The sequence below is a fragment of the Helicobacter salomonis genome (assembly GCF_017979425.1).
GTDB lineage: Bacteria > Campylobacterota > Campylobacteria > Campylobacterales > Helicobacteraceae > Helicobacter > Helicobacter salomonis.
Genome location: NZ_JAERIS010000009.1, coordinates 14,703 through 34,558, shown reverse-complemented (window position 1 = coordinate 34,558; position 19,856 = coordinate 14,703). Strand labels below are relative to the sequence as shown.

The 19,856-nt window shown below is 47.0% G+C and carries 17 protein-coding genes; 15 read left to right on the top strand and 2 right to left on the bottom strand.

Features of this window, described 5'->3' with window-relative positions; translation table 11 throughout:
• Positions 1-57: 57 nt before the first annotated feature.
• Genes KCO92_RS03310 through KCO92_RS03240 form a run of 15 tightly spaced genes read left to right on the top strand, consistent with a single transcriptional unit; the run spans position 58 to position 16,530 of the window.
• Positions 58-450 carry an NAD(P)H-quinone oxidoreductase subunit 3 gene (locus KCO92_RS03310; RefSeq protein WP_345719211.1) on the top strand — a complete coding sequence of 131 codons (393 nt, stop codon included), beginning with the start codon at positions 58-60 and terminating at the stop codon, positions 448-450.
• A complete protein-coding gene (locus tag KCO92_RS03305) occupies positions 432-956 on the top strand; it encodes a NuoB/complex I 20 kDa subunit family protein (protein ID WP_104695237.1) in 525 nt (174 codons plus the stop codon). Before KCO92_RS03310 ends, KCO92_RS03305 begins: the two co-directional genes overlap by 19 nt.
• A complete protein-coding gene (locus KCO92_RS03300) occupies positions 949-1,746 on the top strand; it encodes an NADH-quinone oxidoreductase subunit C (RefSeq protein ID WP_104695238.1) in 798 nt (265 codons plus the stop codon). The genes KCO92_RS03305 and KCO92_RS03300 overlap by 8 nt, the downstream gene beginning before the upstream one ends.
• Positions 1,746-2,975, top strand: coding sequence for an NADH dehydrogenase (quinone) subunit D (gene nuoD / locus KCO92_RS03295; RefSeq protein ID WP_104695239.1), 1,230 nt, complete (start codon positions 1,746-1,748; stop codon positions 2,973-2,975). The genes KCO92_RS03300 and nuoD overlap by 1 nt, the downstream gene beginning before the upstream one ends.
• Positions 2,972-3,214 (top strand): NADH-ubiquinone oxidoreductase subunit E family protein, encoded by a 243-nt coding sequence (locus KCO92_RS03290; RefSeq protein WP_104695240.1) that lies wholly within the window; start codon positions 2,972-2,974, stop codon positions 3,212-3,214. The genes nuoD and KCO92_RS03290 overlap by 4 nt, the downstream gene beginning before the upstream one ends.
• Positions 3,211-5,505, top strand: a complete 2,295-nt coding sequence (locus KCO92_RS03285) for an NADH-quinone oxidoreductase subunit G (RefSeq protein WP_411710207.1) — start codon at positions 3,211-3,213, stop codon at positions 5,503-5,505. Before KCO92_RS03290 ends, KCO92_RS03285 begins: the two co-directional genes overlap by 4 nt.
• Positions 5,502-6,491, top strand: coding sequence for an NADH-quinone oxidoreductase subunit NuoH (gene nuoH / locus KCO92_RS03280; protein ID WP_104695242.1), 990 nt, complete (start codon positions 5,502-5,504; stop codon positions 6,489-6,491). The genes KCO92_RS03285 and nuoH overlap by 4 nt, the downstream gene beginning before the upstream one ends.
• Before the next feature lie 9 nt (positions 6,492-6,500).
• On the top strand, positions 6,501-7,133 hold the full coding sequence (nuoI, locus tag KCO92_RS03275; RefSeq protein WP_104695243.1) for an NADH-quinone oxidoreductase subunit NuoI: 633 nt from the start codon (positions 6,501-6,503) through the stop codon (positions 7,131-7,133).
• Entirely contained in the window at positions 7,126-7,668 is a 543-nt protein-coding gene (locus KCO92_RS03270; protein ID WP_104695244.1) for an NADH-quinone oxidoreductase subunit J, read from the top strand. The genes nuoI and KCO92_RS03270 overlap by 8 nt, the downstream gene beginning before the upstream one ends.
• Positions 7,665-7,967, top strand: a complete 303-nt coding sequence (nuoK, locus tag KCO92_RS03265) for an NADH-quinone oxidoreductase subunit NuoK (protein WP_104695245.1) — start codon at positions 7,665-7,667, stop codon at positions 7,965-7,967. Before KCO92_RS03270 ends, nuoK begins: the two co-directional genes overlap by 4 nt.
• A gap of 1 nt (position 7,968) precedes the next feature.
• Positions 7,969-9,831, top strand: coding sequence for an NADH-quinone oxidoreductase subunit L (gene nuoL / locus KCO92_RS03260; RefSeq protein WP_104695246.1), 1,863 nt, complete (start codon positions 7,969-7,971; stop codon positions 9,829-9,831).
• A gap of 1 nt (position 9,832) precedes the next feature.
• On the top strand, positions 9,833-11,329 hold the full coding sequence (locus KCO92_RS03255; protein ID WP_104695247.1) for an NADH-quinone oxidoreductase subunit M: 1,497 nt from the start codon (positions 9,833-9,835) through the stop codon (positions 11,327-11,329).
• Between the two features lie 8 nt (positions 11,330-11,337).
• Positions 11,338-12,756 (top strand): NADH-quinone oxidoreductase subunit N, encoded by a 1,419-nt coding sequence (locus tag KCO92_RS03250; RefSeq protein ID WP_104695248.1) that lies wholly within the window; start codon positions 11,338-11,340, stop codon positions 12,754-12,756.
• Positions 12,731-15,121: a DUF7494 domain-containing protein gene (locus KCO92_RS03245; RefSeq protein ID WP_233710922.1), complete on the top strand. Its 2,391-nt coding sequence runs from the start codon at positions 12,731-12,733 to the stop codon at positions 15,119-15,121. The genes KCO92_RS03250 and KCO92_RS03245 overlap by 26 nt, the downstream gene beginning before the upstream one ends.
• An 8-nt stretch (positions 15,122-15,129) precedes the next feature.
• On the top strand, positions 15,130-16,530 hold the full coding sequence (locus KCO92_RS03240) for a phosphomannomutase/phosphoglucomutase (RefSeq protein ID WP_104695250.1): 1,401 nt from the start codon (positions 15,130-15,132) through the stop codon (positions 16,528-16,530).
• Here KCO92_RS03240 and KCO92_RS03235 read toward each other — a convergent pair.
• Complete coding sequence (locus tag KCO92_RS03235) at positions 16,492-18,345, bottom strand: 6-hydroxymethylpterin diphosphokinase MptE-like protein (protein WP_233710435.1); 1,854 nt, start codon at positions 18,343-18,345, stop codon at positions 16,492-16,494. The two genes, KCO92_RS03240 and KCO92_RS03235, sit on opposite strands and share 39 nt — an antisense overlap.
• 30 nt (positions 18,346-18,375) lie before the next feature.
• Positions 18,376-19,812 carry a Do family serine endopeptidase gene (locus KCO92_RS03230; protein WP_104695251.1) on the bottom strand — a complete coding sequence of 479 codons (1,437 nt, stop codon included), beginning with the start codon at positions 19,810-19,812 and terminating at the stop codon, positions 18,376-18,378.
• Between the last annotated feature and the right edge of the window lie 44 nt (positions 19,813-19,856).

Sequence of the window (19,856 nt, the reverse complement as noted above, 5' to 3'; positions counted from 1 at the left end):
TTGCATTAATGAAATTATGCTTTAATAACTCGTTTAGATCATGATATGGAGCTAGTGGTGGGAACAAGTGGTGTGGTAGAGCATCCCTACTTTGGGGTGTTTGTTCTCTTGGTCTTTAGCTTTGTGGTGTTCAACTGGACTTTAAAAATCCAACGCTTTATCAGCCGTGCGATGGCGCAACGCAAAAACGAAAAGCTCAAACTCGCCGCTTATGAGTGTGGACCCCTAGCCCTCAAACAACAGAACCGCGTTAGCCACCAATTCTATGTCATGGCGATGCTTTTCATTCTCTTTGATGTGGAGATCGTCTTCATGTTTCCGTGGGCATTAGATTTCAAAGACTTGGGGCTATTTGGCTTTATGGAGATGTTGAGTTTCATCGCCTTGCTAGGGATTGGCTTTGTTTATGCCTTAAAGAGAGGAGCGCTAGAATGGCACAGCATGCAGTAAATTATCTCAAAAATAGCGGGCTTCCCATCGCACTCACCACTTTAGACCACCTGCTCAACTGGGGACGTAGTAATTCGCTCTGGCCTCTCACTTATGGGCTGGCTTGTTGTGCGATTGAGATGATGGCTACGGGGGGCTCGCGCTTTGATTTTGATCGCTTTGGAACTATTTTTAGAGCCTCGCCTAGACAATCTGATGTGATGATCATCGCAGGCACTCTCACCAAAAAACACGCCGAATTCACCCGTCGCCTTTACGACCAAATGCCCGAACCTAAGTGGGTAATTTCTATGGGCTCATGTGCGAACACGGGGGGAATGTTCAACACTTATGCCACCGTGCAGGGTGTGGATCGCATCATTCCAGTGGATATCTACCTACCCGGTTGCGCCCCTCGCCCGGAAACTTTGCAATACGCCTTGATGGTCTTGCAGGATAAAATCCGCCGCACTAAGGCGATTAAAACCGACCCGCGCAAAAGTCTAGCAAGGATCACAAATGGTTAGAAAGCAGCGTCCTAATGCCAATGTGCAAAAACAGGTGCATTATTCCGATCGCTTTCATGTGGTTAGGGGCACACCCAAAGCCCCCGTCGTGGGCACGCCCTATGAAGTTATCTATAACCATCTCAGTTATGCACACCAGATTTTAGAAAGCTATATTGAGCTTGGTTGTGCGGTCTTTTGGGTGGCAAAGCAAGATATAGCAGGGGTGGCTGCCGTGCTTAAAAAAGTGGGTTATAGCACTTTGAGCGAAATGAGTGCCATCGACTTTTTAGAGCAGCGTGATCAATTCGAACTCTTTTATCAATTTGTCTCCTATTTGCCCAGTTTTGCAGACAAACGGCGCGTGCGCGTTAAATGCACTTTGGGTGCACAAGAGAGCGTGGAATCCTTAAGCCATCTGTTCAGGTCCGCGCTGTGGAGTGAACGCGAGGCTTATGATATGTTTGGCATTGTTTTTGAAAACCACCCCCATTTGCGCCGTATTTTGATGCCTGAAGATTGGGTGGGCCATCCCTTGTTAAAATCCTACCCGCTCAAAGGCGATGAACACGCCGCATGGTATGAGGTGGATAAGATTTTTGGCAAGGAATACCGCGAGATTATCGGGCCCGAACAGCGTGACAGCGCGCGCGTAGATGAGAAGGATACCTTCAACTTCTCTAAAGTGGGGCATGAGCAAGCTAAGGGCTTGAGCCTTGAGGATAACCCGGGCAAGCATGCCTTCCAAAAATCCTTATTTGTCAAAGACCTACATACCAACGAGCCCACAGAACTCAAAGAGCGACCCTAATGGCACAGATTTTTACCAAACTCAAACCCCAGTTTGAAAATGTGCTCTTTGAGCAGGATGGCAACAAAATGGTGGTTAATTTTGGTCCCCAGCACCCTTCTTCGCACGGACAGCTACGCCTGATCTTGGAGTTAGACGGAGAGAAGATTACCAAAGCCACCCCAGAAATCGGATATTTGCACCGCGGGTGTGAAAAATTGGGCGAAAACATGACCTATAATGAATACATGCCCACTACAGATCGCCTAGATTACACTTCTTCTACCAGCAATAACTACGCTTACGCTTATGCGGTGGAAAAACTCATCGGGCTAGAAATCCCTAGACGCGCGCAGGTGATTCGCACCATGCTTTTAGAGCTCAACCGCGTCATCTCCCATGTTTTTTTCTTGAGCGTGCATGCCCTAGATGTGGGCGCGATGTCGGTGTTTCTCTATTGTTTTAAAACGCGCGAATATGGACTAGATTTAATGGAGGATTATTGCGGGGCGCGGCTCACGCACAACGCCATTCGCATCGGGGGAGTGCCGATGGACTTACCCCCTCATTGGTGTGAGAGTTTGCAAGGCTTCATCAAAGAAGTGCGCGCCACCCATAAACTCATCAGTGGGCTACTAGATAGCAACCGCATTTGGCGCGCGCGCCTAGAGAATGTGGGCACTCTCACCCAAGAGATGGCAAAATCATGGGGGGCGAGTGGAATCATGTTGCGCGCCACCGGAATTGCCTATGATGTACGCAAGGAAGAACCCTATGAGCTTTACCCAGAGCTGGACTTTGATATTCCAGTGGGTTCTAATGGGGATTCTTACGATCGCTACTTGCTCTACATGTATGAAATCGAGCAATCCTTGCGTATCTTAGAGCAACTCATCCCCATGTATGCGCCCACAGACACGCCCATCATGGCTAAAGCTCCCGATTACATCAGCGCACCCAAAGAAGACGTCATGACCCAAAACTACGCCTTGATGCAACACTTTGTGCTGGTAACTCAGGGCATGCGCCCCCCAAAAGGCGAGGTGTATGCGCCCACCGAATCGCCCAAGGGCGAGCTGGGCTTTTTTATCCACTCTGAAGGGCAGCCCTATGCTTACCGCTTAAAAATCCGTGCTCCCAGTTTCTTTCATATTGGATCGTTGCAAGATGTGCTTGTGGGGCAGTATTTAGCAGATGCAGTAACCATCATCGGATCGAGTAATGCCGTCTTTGGAGAGGTGGATCGATGAGGCGTTTTGATTTACGCCACTTGAGAGATGAGACTAACGAGGTGGTGTTGAAGCGCTTGGGGGAGATCTTGGATAGCAGTGTGAGCGTGGGCGAGGTGGTGATTTTCATGGTTGAGGTGGTAGATTTTGATCTAGTGGAGCAGAGTGCAGAGTTTGTCAAGGCTAGGGGGGATACTTTGATGAACTCTCTGCGCTTTAATCGCGTGGATTGGACCTTAGTGGTCAAAAAGGGGGCTTGATGGTTTTTAACATTGATGGGCAGGAAGTCGCGTTTCAAGAGGGGCAAACCATTTTAGAAGCTGCTAGGAGTGCGGGGGTTTACATCCCCGCCATTTGTTATCTAAGCGGGTGTTGCCCCACCGTGGCGTGCAAGATGTGCATGGTGGAGGTGGATGGCAAACGCGTTTATGGCTGTAACACCAAAGCCAAGCCCAACACGCAGGTATGCACTAACACACTAGAGATCGTAGCCGAGCGCAAAATGATCATGCAAACTTATGATGTCAACCACCCTTTAGAGTGTGGGGTGTGTGATAAGAGCGGGGAGTGCGAATTGCAGGACATGACCATGCGCATGCAGGTAGACACCCAGCCCTTTGCCGTGCGCGACAATTTAAAACCCTTCGCCTTTTGGGCGCAGGCTTCTTATGACCCTAACTTGTGCATCATGTGTGAGCGTTGCGTCACTACTTGTAGTGATAATATCGGGGATAGCAATTTAAAGGCAATCAAAGCGGATCTGCACGCTCCAGATAAATTCAAAACTAGCATGCCTAAAGACCCTTTCAGCGTGTGGAGTCGCAAACAAAAGGGGATGATCGGTTTTGTGGGTGACACGCCTTGTTTTGATTGCGGAGAGTGTATCGCGGTGTGTCCAGTGGGCGCAATTGTCTATAAGGATTTTAGTTATAGTGCGAATGCGTGGGAACTCAAACGCATTGACTCTACTTGCGCACATTGTGCAGCTGGATGCTATATTAGCTATGAAGTGCGCCACTTTGACACTTTGGGCGATACACTCAAAATCTTTCGGGTGGGCAATGATTTTTACCATAACCCCATCTGTGGGGCAGGGCGTTTTGCCTTTGATGTGCATTCCAGCCCCAAGGGAAGTGCACACGTTGAGCAGGCCGTGCAAAAATTCCAAGAGGCTAAGGTGGTGTATATCGGGGGAGATGCGAGCAATGAGGAGGCTTATTTGTTGGAGCATTTGCGCCAAGAACTAGGTTTTAAACTTGTCAATGAGGAAGTGCACACGTTTCAAAATTTCTTAAATATCTTCCAACCGAGCGCTTTTGGCAATTTAGAAGACATCAAGCAGGCTAATCTTATTTTGACTTTGGGTTCTAAAATCCGTACAGAAAATCCTTTGATTAAATACGCCATCGCCAATGCGCTCAAGGTCAATAAGGGCAGTGCGCTTATCTACGCCCACCCCATCATCGACAAGGCGATCAATAAGATTTGCCGCGCAGTCCTACCCCTCACCCACGCCCCCCAAGCTGAAGAGATTGTGCTAGGCGCAATTCTGCACGCCCTAGGGCTAGAACATCCCAGCTTACAGCCCCTCCTGGAGAGCTCAAGCGAGGGCGAGAAACCCTACTACGCCATGTTAGAATCCATTGGGCTGGCTCAGTGTGATTTTGAGAAAATGCAAGCTTTAATTGCCAAAGCCTCTAAAATCGTGCTCATTGCCGGGCAGGAACTCTATACCCACCCGCGCGCTTCTAACATCGCCCTCCTTTTAAGAGAGCTATCCGCGCGTTGTCAAGTGATCTTAGTCCCCCCTAGTAGCAATGCGCTAGGCATCGCTTCTATCTGCACTTTGGACGCGCCCACAATGGAGTCTCCTAGTGTAGGGATTCGCACTCAGGGGGATTACACTTTAGATTGTGATAATGAGGGTGCGCGTAAGGTAGATTTTATTTTGCCCAGTTTTAACCAACTAGAAGCGAGTATAACTAATTTTGAGGGGCGTTTATTGCCCATTAGACCCGCTTTGCGTTTTGAGGGCTTTGATCTGAGCGATATCGCCCAGTATTTTGGCTGTGTTGGGGAAAGCTTGGTAGATTACACTCATTTACTCCCCCAAGAAAAGGGTTATAAGCCCATTATCTACGATCATCTCAAAAACTTCTACAGCAATGATAAGTCTAACCAGCGAGGCTACAAACTAGACACCCCTCACTACGCCACCCCCACCCCCTCTGCTACACCCATTCAAGCGATCTTGCCCAGCAAGTTTAATGCCTATTGCAAATACCCCGAAACCCAATTTGGCACACCCACTTTGCAGAGCAACCAATTACAGCTCAAAGCGGGGGTCTATGTTTCTCCGGCACACCTAGAAAAGCTGGGACTAGAGGAGGGTGTTTGTGTGCGTCTGAAAAAGGGTGATCAGAGTTTAGAGGGAACACTTTATGTGGATCACAGCCTCGAGCAAGAAATTTTTATGGTGAGCCCCAATTTAGACACACAGGGGATCTTTGCCCAGGGGCTATTTAGCACCCTAGAGTTGGAGCGCACATGAGTGCTGAGATCATAGAAACCTGCATCAAAATTTTGGTTGTAGTGCTGGTATTTGCAGGCTTGGGCGCATTTGCCACTTACTTAGAGCGCAAGGTTTTAGCAATCTTCCAACGCCGCTTAGGACCGACCTATGTTGGTCCCTTTGGGCTCTTACAAGTGATTGCTGATGCGATCAAGCTCTTTTGTAAGGAAGATGTGATCCCTCAGCATGCCAACCGCCTCATCTTTGCGGTCGCGCCTGTCATCGCTATGGTGAGTGCTTTTGTTTCTATGGCACCCATTCCCTTTTTTGGGGATTTCACCCTCTTTGGATACACGATTCGACCCATCATTTCAGACATCAATGTCGGTCTGCTCTTCTTTTTAGCCGTGGGTGCGGCAGGGATTTACGCGCCCCTGCTGGCTGGCTTGGCTTCTAATAGTAAGTATTCTCTCATCGGAGCAGCGCGCGCGGCCATCCAGTTATTGAGCTTTGAGGTAGTGAGCACGCTGACGATCCTAGCTCCCCTGATGGTAGTAGGCTCGCTCTCTTTAATTGAAATTAACAATTACCAAGCTGGAGGAATCTTGCATTGGTTGGTTTTCAAACAACCTCTAGCCTTTTTCTTGTTCTTGGTGGCCAGTTATGCCGAGCTCAATCGCACCCCCTTTGATTTGCTCGAACACGAAGCCGAAATTGTGGCTGGGTTTTGTACCGAGTACAGCGGGCTAAGATGGGGAATGTTCTTTCTAGCCGAATACGCCCATCTTTTCGCCTTCTGTTTTGTGATCTCGCTGATTTTCTTTGGAGGGTATAATCCTATAGGCTTTATTCCAGGGGGGGTGGCAATCTTGCTCAAGGTGTGCTTTTTTGTCTTCTTGGCAATGTGGGCGCGCGCGACTTTCCCGCATGTGCGCCCTGATCAACTCATGCGTTTGTGCTGGAAGATCATGCTACCCCTCTCATTGCTCAATATCTTGGTTACTGGGCTTGTCATCTTAATCTAAGGAGAAAGCATGGCGCAACAACGCTACAAATGGATCACGCAGGAACAAAAACCTGCCACTCCTCCCCAAAAGTTCTTAGGTACACTCAAATCCACCTTTGGACTGGACCTCTTCAAGGGCTTAGGACTCACTATCAAAGAGTTTTTTAGCAAGGATGTTACCATTCATTATCCTATGGAGGTTCTGCCCTTAAGCCCGCGTTATCGTGCCGTGCATCACTTGCAAAGACTTTTAGAGTCGGGCTCTGAGCGCTGTATTGGATGCGGGTTGTGCGAAAAGATTTGCACTAGTAATTGCATCCGCATCATCACCCATAAAGGTGCAGACGAGCGCAAGCACATCGATAGCTACACTATCAATTTGGGGCGTTGCATTTATTGCGGACTATGTGCGGAGGTGTGTCCTGAGCTGGCGATTGTGATGGGACAACGCTTTGAAAATAGCAGTGTACAACGCTCCCAATTTGGAGGCAAAGCAGAGTTTTTAACCGATGTGCAAAGCGCGCAAGATCATAGCCATGTAGAATTTGCTGGCTTTGGCGCGCCCAGTGTGGATGCACACACGCGTTTGCAACAAACACCCCTAGATTATGCCAGCGAGTCTAAAGAAGAAGCTCCTAAAGAGGAAAACAAAGATGCTTGATACCATAGCCTTTTATTTTTTTGCAATCATCACTCTGGGCATGGCCTTGGTGGTGATCACCACTAAGAATATCCTATATGCGATGAGCGCACTCGCCGTGGCAATGGTCTTTATTGCGGCGTTTTTCTTTTTATTAGGTGCGGAGTTCTTGGGCGTGGTGCAGATCATTGTCTATGTGGGCGCGGTGATCGTGATGTATGCCTTTGGGATGATGTTTTTCAATGCTTCAGAAGAAGTCATTGAGCGCGCGCATGCACCTAAAATCGTGGTGTTTTTGGGGGCGTGCATGGCAATTGTGCTGGTGTTGATCTTAGGCGCACCCTTTGTAGGAGAGTATGCCTCTTTTCTTAAAGACGCATTGAATAACACGCCTAGCGAGGTTTCTAATACAAAGCTGGTCGGCTACGCGCTCTTTACCAAATACTTACTCGCCTTTGAGGTGAGTGGTTTAATGCTCTTGGTTGCTTTGGTGGGAGGCATCGCCACCGCCCTACGCAAAAGCCATTTTAACCCCACCTCAAAGGAAAACATGTGATCGATCTGCCCCATTATCTAGTCTTTTGCGCTTTGCTGTTTTGTATAGGCTTGGCGGGTATGTTGCGTCGCAAAAATATTCTCATGCTCTTCTTCTCTACAGAAATCATGCTCAATGCCATCAATGTTGCCTTTGTGGCCATTGGACACTACATACAAGATATCAATGGGCAGATTGTAGCGTTGTTTATGGTAGCCATTGCTGCAGGCGAAGTGGCTGTAGGCTTAGGGCTGGTAATCCTTTGGTTTAAAAAGCACAAGACCCTAGACATCGACACACTGAATCGCATGAAAGGCTAGTATGTTAGAGGTCCATTGTGCGCAAATGCTCTTGGTAGCGGTATTGTGTTTACCCTTGCTGGGTGCGATCTATGCGGGCTTACTAGGAGGATATGCCAGACTTGTGCATATAGGAATTGTCAATTCTCTACTCTTAGCAGGGGCATTTGTCAGCGCATTAGTGCTTGCTAAGGGTGTTTTCTTTGATCATACCACTTATAACGCTTATCTCTTTGATTGGATCGCTATTGGTGGATTTAAGGTGGGCTTTTCCTTTATGCTCGATCCCATCAATGCAGTCATGATCGTGGTGGTTACTTTGGTTTCGCTCCTCGTGCATGTCTATTCCATTGGCTACATGCTTGAGGATAAGGGCTATAACCGCTACTTTAGTTATCTCTCTGGCTTTGTCTTTTCCATGCTCTTCTTGGTGTTGAGTGATAACTTTTTAGGACTCTTTGTGGGCTGGGAGGGAGTGGGTCTGTGTTCTTATCTACTCATTGGGTTTTGGTATCATAAGGCCAGTGCCAATAATGCTTCCATTGAAGCCTTTGTGATGAACCGCATCGCGGATTTGGGCATGTTGCTGGGCATTTTATGGCTCTATTGGGCTTTTGGATCGTTGCAATATGAGGTCGTCTTTGCCAATGTGCAGGGCGTGGATCATGGGATGTTGCTGGGCATAGGCGCGTTGTTATTCGTGGGCGCAATGGGTAAGAGCGCACAATTTCCCTTGCACACATGGCTAGCCAACGCAATGGAAGGACCTACTCCAGTATCGGCCTTGATTCACGCAGCTACAATGGTAACCGCAGGGGTCTATTTGCTGGTGCGCGCCCACCCGCTCTATAGTGTCCTACCTGAGTTAGGCTATGCCATTGCGTGCTTGGGAGCGTTTGTGGCCCTCTTTGGGGCAAGCATGGCCTTAGTCAATAAAGATTTGAAACGCATTATCGCCTACTCCACCCTCTCTCAGTTGGGCTACATGTTTGTAGCAGCTGGCTTAGGAGCTTACTGGGTCGCACTCTTCCACCTCTTCACCCACGCTTTCTTTAAAGCCCTCTTGTTCTTGGGTGCAGGCAATGTGATGCACGCCATGCATGACGAATTAGACATCAGCAAAATGGGCGGGCTCTACAAACCTCTAAAGTTAAGTGCGATTTTCATGACCATTGCCTCTGTGGCGCTGTGTGGGATTTACCCCTTTGCGGGCTTTTTCTCCAAAGATAAGATTTTAGAAGTTGCCTTTGGCACGGGACATCATGGACTCTTTTTGGCTCTCCTTATTGGAGCACTCTTCACCGCCTTTTACAGCTTTAGACTCTTGATGTTGGTCTTTTTTGCCCCCCAAGTGCATAGCATTAAACACCCCCATGAAGCCCCTAAGTTTATGTTAGTGGCAATGAGCCCCCTTGTGCTCTTAGCCATAATAGCCGGCTTTGTAGAACACTCTTTTTGGCATGCCCTCTCCAAAGTGATCCCCCAATCCTTTTTAGACTATCCTGTGCCCACATGGCTTTTGCTCGCGCTCACTACGGGGCTGGTGCTGCTCGCCATTGTCTATGCAATCAAAAAATACCAACAAGGGATTATCTGCAAAAATAAGGGGCATGGTTTTCTTTACAAGTTGCTCTACAACCAATACTATATCCCCCAGCTCTATGCTCTATTAGCGCAAGGCTTTTTACGCTTAGGCAGGTTGTTATGGCGCAAACTAGAAGTGCGCACCCTAGATGTCGCCATCGACGCGCTGGCTAAAATCCCCGCCCTCTTGGCTCAAATTTTAGTGCCCATGCAAAGTGGTAATTTGAGCACGGGCCTAAGATGGATGGGCTTTGGGGTGGTGGTCATGCTGGTGTTGGCTATTTTGAGTTTCTGGAGATAGCATGGATTATTTGCAATTAATGCCCTCTTCGCATTTGTTGAGTCTGTTGATCTTCTTGCCCATGGTTGCAGCTTTACCTTTGTTGGGCATGTCTAACCGCCATGCTAAGGGCTATGGTGTCCTAGTAGCGTTTGTGGAATTATGCTTGGCCCTATGGTTGTGGGTGCTTTTTGATCCCGCACAAGCAGGTATGCAGTTTGAGGAAGTAGGTTCTTTGGGCTTTTTAGAAAATTATGGCATCAATTACCATGTTGGGGTGGATGGGATTTCACTCTTCTTGTTGGTGCTGAGTGCTTTGGTGATTTTCTTATGTGTGCTCTATGTACACGCCCACCAACAGGCTATGATTATCGCGCTTTTATTAGTTGAGGGAATGCTCATGGGGGTGTTTAGCGCACTTAATCTGATCTTCTTCTATTTGTTTTGGGAAGTTTCGCTCTTGCCCGTGCTCTATCTGATTGGGCGTTTTGGGGTGGGGGCTAAAATCTACTCTGGACTCAAATTCTTTTTGTACACTTTTGTGGCCTCTTTGTTCATGCTCTTGGGGATTTTATACTACGGCTATGCTTACGCGAGTATCTCTGGAGGATGGAGTTTTGATCTCTATAGTTTAGCCCAAGTGGTCCTATCCGAGCATGCGCGCCTATGGGTCGCCTTAGCCTTCTTTGTGGGAATTGCGGTCAAAATTCCTATCTTTCCTTTCCATAGTTGGTTACCCCATGCCTATGGAAATGCGCCCATTGTGGGTTCTGTGGTATTAGCCGCCCTACTCTCTAAAATGGGCACTTATGCCCTTTTACGCTTTTTTGTACCCTTTTTCCCTGATTTTATCATGACATTTTTTATTCCCCTATGTGTGCTCGCCCTCTTGATGGTGATCTATGCTGGCTGGTTAGCGTGCTCCCAACATGAGATGAAACGCCTGGTGGCCTATAGCTCCATGTCGCACATGGGGGTTGCCCTAGTGGGGATTTATGCACTCAATGCAACGGGGATAGCCGGGGCTGTTTTTACCATGATTTCCCATGGATTGGTAAGCAGCGCGCTTTTCTTGCTCATCGGGGTTTTAGTCAACAGGCAGGGTTCTAGCAAGATTATTGCTTTTAGAGGGTTAGCCCATTCCATGCCTGTGTATGCGACTTTCTTTATGTTCGTGGCTCTAGCCAATGTGGGATTGCCCTTAACTAGTGCATTTGTGGGAGAGTTTTTAAGCTTGCTGGGCTTTTTTGAGCGCGCGCCCGTGCTTGCCTTTGTAGCGGGCATCACCATCATCTTATCCGCCATCTACATGCTTAATCTCTATAAAAAAGTCTTTTTTGGCACACCCCAAAAACGCATACTAGGCGATCTATGTTGGAAGCAAAAGGGCGTTTTAGGCGTGTTGATCGCTGCCATTTTATTTTTTGGCATCTATCCTAAACCCCTCTTAAATTCCATAGAAGCCAGCGCGCAGGCCTTAGTGCAAAATGCTAAAGCGCGCCTACTAGTCTCTCCCTAAGGAAAGTCATGGACACCTCTCTTTCTTTACAAGAACTCAGTCTCCCTGCTATCTTGCCCATGCTCATTAGCGCGTTGGGGGGCGTGTATGTCCTCTTGCTTAATGCCTTTAAAAAGTCCTTTTCGCGCAATCTCAATATTTCTTTGGTGCTTTTGTGCTTAAGTTTAGATTTTATTGCGCTCTTTGCTCCTATAAGCACTACCTTTAGTTTCTCGCATCTCTTAGAAGTGGATTCGATTGCACTTCTAGCCCAAAAACTCATCGTGATCGCTAGTTTCTTGCTCATGCTCTTGGTATGGAGCAAGGAACGCTTTGAGGAATTCCAAACCCCAGAATTTTACGGACTCTATTTATTCATGGTAGCAGGTTTCCAACTAATGGTTTCTAGCGATCATTTAGTGGTGATCCTCTTAGGGCTTGAAACCGCTTCATTAGCCATGTGTGTCTTGATGGCGTTGAATCATAAGAACACGGGGCTGGAAGCGGGTCTAAAGTATTTTACGATGGGAGTGTTGGCTAGCGTATTTTTTAGCATGGGCGTGATGATCCTCTACTTGCTCACGGGAAGCTTAGAACTCTCTAACATGGCCTTTACAGAGAATTTTAGCCCCGCCCTGCTTGGTGTCTTTGCCTGCGTGTTTTTGCTAGGGGCGATCGGTTTTAAGGTGTCGCTAGTGCCCTTCCACACTTGGATGCCTGATATTTACGAGGGCAATAACCCAGTGTTTACGGCTTTTATTTCCATTGTGCCTAAAATTGCGGGTTTGGTGGTGGCTTGGCGGGTGTTTTCCTTCTTTTTAGCTACCCAGATTGTTTTTCTGCAAACCCTCTTTTACGCACTGGTTGCGCTCACCATCACTATTCCTAATCTCCTAGCCCTCTTGCAAAAAGACGCTAAGCGCATGATGGCTTATAGTTCCATTTCGCATACTGGTTTTGCACTCGCCTGTGTCTTTAGTGGCAATGTTAATAGCATGTTCGTCTATTGGCTCTTGTTCTTGCTTACCAATGTCGGGGCGTTTGCGCTCTTTTGGGGCATTAGCAATGTGCATGATGGGCGCGCTTCTGAGTATAATTATCCTTATGCGCGTTTTAATGGGCTGATCAAAACTCAGCCTTTTTTAGCGTTATTGGGGGTAATTTTCTTGTTTTCTTTGGCAGGTATCCCTCCATTTTCCATGTTTTGGGGCAAGGTGTTAGTCTTGCAAAATCTGCTGGTTCAAGGCAATGTCTTCTTATGTGTGGTGATGGTGATCAACAGCGCGATCGCCGCAGTATATTATTTGCGCCTATTTATGGCTATGTTCTTTGCTAACCCTCACCCTCAAGGGTCTTTAAATAGTAGTTATGCCATTTATGGTGTGCTTGTGGTGATGGCGCTCGCATGCATGTTTAGCGTCTTTGTGCTCCAAAACTATGCGACTTAAACACGCGTTTGTTGCTCTATTAACATGCGCTTCCACCTCTCTGTTTGCACTTAAGCTCAGCATCACGCAAGGCAAAGAAAAGGATCAGGATTTTGCCACCCTTACTCTAACTCATGACCACCCTTTTGCTTGCTCTCAAGCGCGTATTCCACCAGAGGTGATCACTTGTGTGATCCACTCCATCCCCAAACCCGGTTTCACACCCTTAAAAACGCCTTTTTTTGACATCTCCTATGAGATGAAAGACTATGTTTTTTATTTGCATATTCGACCAAAGTTCCAGCAAAAACTCTTTGCAATTCCTCGCGATTACAGACAATACATTCCTATCCAAAAAGCTAGCCCCCAAGATTCCACAACATGGCAAATTGTGGGTTACCACCACAATATCCCTTTTCTCACTCCCAAAGACCCGCAAGCAGAGGCCAATGCAGGTTTGAATTTTCCTATTCTCATAGAAGATGCTCAGACACCTTATATTCAAGAATTAGGGGCGGATAATAAACCCTTGCACTACACCAAAGGTTCCGATCTGGATGGATATTTGCAGGTGAAAAAGCTCATGGAAGAACAATCCTATTTGAACGCACTCAAGGCAATTGGGAGTATCTTTCAGGTTTACCCTCATACGGTCTTCAGGAAAGACCTTTATCTCTATGAAATTATTGCTCTAGGAGAGCTTAAAAGGCGTCAGGACCTCTTATTGCAAATTGGGGAACGCTGGCTCAAACTATATCCTGCCGATCCAGGTGTCCCTCAGGTCCTCTACTTAATGGGGACTGCTTATACGCAAATCAACTACGCTAGACAGGCCACCGAGCAATTTAAGCGTGTGTTGAATGAATATCAGCAGAGTCGCTATGCACCTTTATCGCAAATGCGTTTGGCACAACAGGATGCTAATGAGGGTAATCGTAGTGCTGCACTTGCCGGCTTTCAAAAGGCTTATAGTCAAGCAAAGGATAAGGAAAGTGCTAGTCTGATCGCTTTTTCTTGGGCGCTTTTTGAGCTCGAGCATCGTGAAGGTCTCAATGCCACTTCACTTTTAAATAAAATTCAACAGGCTAATCCAAGTTTCTTCCTCCAAGACATGCCTCAATCCTATGCCATGTTGACCAGTCTTAAAGCCAATGCGTTGTTTGCTCCAGCTATCGACATTGCTAAACTCTTAGCTAATCAAGATGGCGATCCTGTGATCAAGGAGAAGGCTGCCTTTGAGTTGGGTCTACTCTATGCCAAGAATAACCAGCCCAATGAAGCGCATACGGCTAATTTAGATTATTTAGACAATTTCACCAATGTAGGGCATATCACTGCAGTAAAACAACGCGATGAGGAGATACTTTTTCTCATGCACGGGGGCTTTGGGGAAAAACTCGCCCGTTATAACCACATTCTTGAAAATTATCCGAAAGGCTCCAGAGAGCATCAAAAAGCTTTGGATTACAAAGCACAAATGTTGGTGGAAGAACACTACTATAGCCAAGTTTTAGCCATGGCACCAGATTTACCCATGAGTGCTGAACCTATGCAAAAAGCATTATTGCATCTAGGTAAAGACGCGGTGAAAGAAGGAGATTGTCAAAGTGCTGTTTCTTACCTCATTCAGGTTATACCACTGAATCCAGAACAGTTCGAGCAAACTGAGCAGTTGGAAGCTTTTGATTGTTTTTATCGCGCTAAACTCTACGACAAGGCTGAGGTTTTTGCAAAAAATGGCCTGGAAAAAAGTCCAGAGAATCCCGAAAATCGCCTAGATTGGCTCTATCGTCAGGGTAAGAATCTCTACGCCTTGCGCAATTATCAAAATTCCCTGCTTGCTTCCAAAGACGCGCTCACTCTGGTAACTCTCAATAAGAAAAAAAAATACTATGACATTGCCTTCACCGTATTTTTAGATTATATGCACACCAACAACCCTCAAGAGGCCTTTAAAGTATTTCCAAAGCTTCAAGAGTGGTTTAAAGACGATGAACGCATGTTGGAAGTCTATGGATTATTATTACAAAATGAAGAAAAGACTACGAATAATCCCACCACTCTTGAACTCTATGCTAAGAATGCCATTGCACTGCAACAAGAACACCAGAGTAACGCGTTCATGCCCTATGCCCAAGAACAACTCATCAACGCGCTCATGCGTCAAAACAAATTAGAAGACGCACTCAAACAAAGTGAGGCGCTGTTAGCCAAACCCCTCGAGGAACAAGACAAAGCACGCATTCTTTACATGCAAGGCACTATTTTTAAGCAACAAAACAATCTCGCCCAAGCCCAAAAAGCCTTTGAAGCCTGTGATGCTATTAAGGTTAGTTCAGGCTGGAAGGACTTATGCACCCAAGCCTTAAATTTACTCAAACCCTAAGGATTAGCATGGACTTACAAACAGATATTTTCAGAGAATACGACATTAGGGGAGTGGTGTCCACCCAGCTTGCCCCCGAAGTAGTGTTTAACATCGGCGCGCATTTGGGGAATTTGATGCAAGATAAACGCGTGGGCGTGGGCTATGATGCGCGCACCCATGCTCAAGAGCTCTTTACACATTTGCGTAATGGCTTGGCATATAGTGGAGTAGAAGTCTTTGATTTAGGCATGATTCCTACTCCTGTGGCCTACTTCGCCACCTTTGAAAGCATAGAAGGCGTGCGCGTAGTTAATTCCATTATGATCACCGGCTCACACAACCCTTCTGAGTACAATGGCTTTAAGATCACCCTAGATCAAAAACCCTTTTACGGGCAGGCGATCCAAGAGCTCGCTAAGTCTATTGCTAATAACCCCCTGCCCTACCAAGCCAGCGATCTAACCTCTAAAAAACTCAACGCAATCGGCTTTTACCAACACTACCTTGCTACCGCCTTTAGCCACTTGCAAAACTTCCCCTACACCCTTGGGCTGGATTTTGGCAATGGAGTAGGGGGGCTGGGTTTAGAACCCATTTTATGTGGGCTAGGCATTAAATTTGAAAGCCTCTATGCTAACCCCGATGGGCATTTCCCCAATCACCACCCCGATCCTAGCGAAGCCAAGAATTTAGAGGATTTGAAAGCCCACATGCAAGCAAAGGGCTTAAAAATTGGGCTTGCTTTTGATGGGGACGCTGATCGCATCGCGCTTTTAACCCCCACACACACCTATGCAGGTGATGAATTGGCAATTTTATTCGCCCAAGATTTGCACGCGCGCGGGCTTAAACCTTTCGTGATTGGCGAGGTGAAATGCTCGCAGGTGATGTATGACAGCATTAATAGCATCGGACAGGCATTGATGTATAAGACGGGGCATAGCAATTTAAAAGTCAAGCTCAAGGAAACCAACGCCCACTTTGCTGCTGAGATGAGCGGGCATCTCTTTTTTAACGATCGCTATTTTGGCTATGACGATGCGATCTATGCCGCTTTGCGTATCTTAGAACTCTTTTTGGCCCACACCCCTGAGCAATTGGAACAGCGCGTGCGCGCTTTACCTTATTCCTACAAAACCCCTGAAGAAAAGATTAGCGTGCCCGAAACTGAGAAATTTAAGTTGGTGGCGCAGCTGCAAGCAACTTTGGAAAAAGGAAATTATCCCCCCAATTTTCCGCGCGTGTTAGAAGTAATCAACATTGATGGGGTGCGCGCGATTTTTGAACACGGCTTTGGGTTGGTGCGTGCGAGCAACACCACACCCACACTTGTAACGCGCTTTGAGGGCAAAGATGAGGCATGTGCACAGAGCTATAAAGACGCTCTGCTAGGTTTGCTCGCCCACTTGCGCGCTGATATTCTCTAGGGTTTTTAAAATAGTCTCTTTGGCATGCATATAAAAGTTTGCAATCTGGGCTTGAGGGAGGGAGAGCGCGCTAGCGAGCATGTGCATACAGCAATGGCTGAGTGTGCCCTCTAACAAAATGCCCTCAAAGGGGTGTTGTGCGCTCAGACGCGCGCTAAGTGCACTCAGGCGATCCGCTAAGGTATAAAGTTCTCTTTTAGTCGTGATGGGGGAGTTTAGTGCCTCTTTAAGAGGGGTTAATAAGGTGCTAAATTGCATAGAGGTAGGGGCTTTAGGCGCGAGTTCAAAGGCCTTTTTAAGGCGTTTAAGGGCTTTGGCTTTGGCGCAAGTGGGGAGTTTAAGCGCGCTAGATCGCATAGGTTGTGTATGCTCAATGTAAGCTCCATGGGAGAGATTATAAACTAAGGGGGCATATTTTTTAAAGAGCGCGCCCATTTGATCTTTAGAAAGAATAAAAAGTCCATCGGCAAAGACGCGACTACCCTGTTCAAAGTTGGGGCGCACCTGGAGGGCATCGCTAGGGATGTGTGCGCGCTCCACCCCATAAAAAGAGCCCTGTGCGTGTTTAGCTTGCCCTTCAATATAGCCACAATCCAGCCCACATAAAATTAGAGTCTTGCTAAAGAGGCATGCCAAACGCACTCCCGCATTGCCCACAAAGGGCGCGCTATACTCTAGGACTAAATCTCCTAGCATGTACCCGCTCGCACTTCCCCCGCGCATGAACATATAGCTCTCTTGGGCCAGACTTACCGCACGCGGGTTACACATATTGGCGTACAACAAGGGGGTTTGATCTAGGGGCGCGTTTTGGAGTACATCTGCTAGGTAATCAATGCGCTCGATTTCAATCTGAAAATCTACCTTAATACCGCGCGCTTTCAAGGGCTTTAGAGCCGTGCCACAGCTAAAGATAATCATGCGTTCTTGATAATCATCAATAAAATCCAACAAGCTATCTAAACTAGGGCCATTGCCTACCACACAGATAGGCACGCTAAAGGGCTTACAGGTGCGAGGGTTGAGTACTAGGGGGGATTGTTGCAAATTCTTCAAGGTGTTGTTAAAGCCCAACATCTCATCTTCAAAACTCCCCCACCCCCTTAGCGCGCTTTTTTTGTGGGCATTAAAATGTTGTTGGGCTAGAGTGCTCGCTTCACTCTCATAGGGCTTAAATTCTAAGTGCAAAAGGCTGTGGGTAATTCTCTTGGTTTGGAATATAAATTGCAATAAGGAATTAGGCATGTGCTTTAAAAAGAGCACGCAGGCTGTAGGAGGGGTCGCCTTAAAAAGCTGGGCATAGTCCACAAAAAAGCAGCTCACACGCAGTAAGTCGATGTGTTCCTCATAAATGTAGAGTGCATGAAAAAACGCCCCTTCTTCTAAGAGTAACGCTAGAAACAGACCCCCTGCCAAACCAAAGAGTGCACTGGGAGGGTAAAAATTCTTACCTAAACCAGAAGAGCATTTATCATTGCCTAGAGTCAAAAGTTCTTGGCATGCTTGATGGGTTAGGGGCAGAGTTTTTAAATCTAAATCCTCTAAGGCAATTTTATGACTGACAAGCTGCCATTTGGGATTGTCTAAAATCCGTGTCGCCCAATCCTGCGCAATATCTAACATTTTACCGACGGGGAAAAACAACGCGCCATTCTCCAAATGGATAATGTTTAAATCTTGCGTGTTGCAAAGTAAATTGTAGTGCGTAGGTGGGAGCAAGAGTTGGGCATAGAGTTGAGGTAGGTGCGCGCTGAAAAAACTTAAATTACGCGCAAAGCGCGCTTGCAGGGCTTGTTCACTCAGGTCTAGGGACACAAGCACCCCCTAAGAGGGCGCAAAAAAGCCTTACTTAGCGACAATCTGTTTATAACTCCCCAAACTGGGATCAAAAACTAAAAAGCGTTTGGGGATGTTTTTATACTTGATCATGGCGCGGTTGAAGTCCTCAATATTGTGCACCGCGATCATTTCAATTTGACTGATAATATCTCCGTGTTTAAAGCCCAGTTCCTCCGCTTGAGAATTGGGCTTGACCTCTTGGACGAATACCCCCTGGATTTCTTCGGGGAGACGCATCTGCTTACGCATATTGGGGGTGAGCGTTTGCACCTTTAAGCCACTAAGATGTCCATTTGCTCCCTCATGGGCTGTGCTGGTTTCTTTTTTGTTAGGATTTTTACGCTCGCTCAACACAAGGGTGGTGGTGTATTCTTTTTTATCCCGCATGTACTTGAGTGTGATGCGTTGGTTGGGAGTAAGAGAGCCGATGGTGTTGCGCAACTGTGCGGAGTTTTTGATTTTCTTACCATTGACCTCTGTGATTAAATCCCAAATCATTAACCCCGCTTTTTTGGCCGGCGAATCTTTTTCAATGCTGATCACCACTGCTCCTTCTTTACCATTGTAGCTTGGGGCGAGCTCATTGCTGACATCTTGAATCCCTACCCCTAAATAACCTCTGTGAATGGTGCCGGTTTTGATGAGTTGCACGACTGTATTCTTAACTGTATTGGAGGGAATGGCAAAGCCTACACCATGGTTACCCCCCGTGCGTGAGAGAATAGCCGTATTGATCCCCACAAGCCCCCCGCGGCTATCAATAAGCGCGCCTCCTGAGTTGCCCGGGTTAATAGACGCGTCCGTTTGGATAAAATTCTCGTAATTGTTAATCCCAATCCCGCTTTTATTGAGCGCAGAAACGATCCCCTGGGTTACGGTTTCACCTACCCCAAAGGGATTGCCAATCGCAAAGACCAAATCGCCCACTAGAATATCGCTACTATTGGAAAATTTAATAGAGGGAAGACCTGTTTTGTTGATCTTGATCACGGCTAAATCCCCATCTGCATCCGTTCCCACTAAAGTGGCCACATATTCTTTATTGCTCCCTGGTAAGGTTACGGTGATCTTATCCGCTCCATCTATCACATGGTTGTTGGTAACAATATAGCCATCTGCAGAGATGATCACCCCACTTCCCAAGGCCCTTTCCACACGATCCTTAGGGATAGAATTGTAAAGATCGCCAAAGAACTGCTGGAAAAAGGGATCGTTGAACAATCCCCCACCCATGAAATTACTTTTAATTTTTTTTTGAGTGGAGATATTCACGACAGCCTTCGTGGCCTCTTTCACCGAATTACTATAAGAATAGATGGTATCAGGGCTGCTATCTGCCCCGACACGTTTTTGAACCTCTGGCATGTCTTGGATTTGAATATGCCCACCCCCCGCCGCATATAGACTCATTGCCAATGCTACACTCACCGCTATCAACCGCATAAAATTCCTTTGCCTGAATAATGTAGTAGTGTCGCATTGTATCG